The following is an 861-nucleotide window of genomic DNA, read 5'->3' as shown; positions in this document are numbered from 1 at the left end:
TCACCTATCTGGGCGCTCCGCCCTGTTACCTGACTGGCACGCTGATCGAAACCGCGCGCGGCCCCGTGGCGGTCGAGGAGATCACGCTGGCCGATCGTGTCGTGGCCTATGACAACGGCCAGGAAGTGCTGCGTCAGGTGGTCTGGACAGGGAAATCGCATGTCAAGGCAGACCGCTCGCCCGTGATCGTGCGTCAAGGCGCGCTCGCTGACAATGTGCCCTCACGCGATCTGCATGTCACAGAGGAGCACTGCCTGTTCCTCGAAGGGCGGTTCGTGCCCGTGCGTATGCTCGTCAACGGTCATTCCATCGTCAACGACACACGCCATGAGGACTACGACGTCTATCATATCGAGCTCGATACCCACTCGGTCATCAAGGCCAATGACGTGCTCTCGGAATCCTTCCTCGATACCGGACATCTGGCATTCGAGGGGCGTGAGGTACGCAATCTGAGCTGGGAACGTGACAGCGCTGCGCCACTTTGCACCGACCGCAGCTTCGTCGAGCCGCTGTTTCGTAAAATCGCAGCACGCGTGCCCGGTCTCGTTGTGCCGGCTTCGGATACAAGCCCCGAACATCAGACCGGGATCGCCCTGCTGGTCAACGGCAGAACACGGGTTACGCCCACACGACGCAACGGCAAGAATGTCGTCTTCACGATCGATGAGCCGATCCGCTCTTTGCACGTTCTTGCAGAAGCGGCTGCGCCCAGTGTCAGGATCGGTCCTTTCGTCGATGACCGGCGTCAGCTTGGCGCACTCGTTGGCGAAGTGCATCTGTTCACGCCTGAGGGCATGGTCCCCCATCGCAAGCATCTCGAGGCAGACGCCCTGACCGGCTGGCATGAAAAGGAAAGTG

Annotated in this window: 1 protein-coding gene; it reads left to right on the top strand. The window is 60.7% G+C overall.

Features of this window, described 5'->3' with window-relative positions:
- On the top strand, window positions 1-861 hold an 861-nt coding region (locus tag NF685_RS14225; RefSeq protein ID WP_252850136.1), incomplete at both ends, for a Hint domain-containing protein.

It is taken from the genome of Asaia lannensis NBRC 102526, assembly GCF_024054035.1.
GTDB lineage: Bacteria > Pseudomonadota > Alphaproteobacteria > Acetobacterales > Acetobacteraceae > Asaia > Asaia lannensis.
The sequence above is the reverse complement of the archived record's forward strand: the minus strand, read 5'-3'. Positions and strand labels throughout refer to the sequence as shown.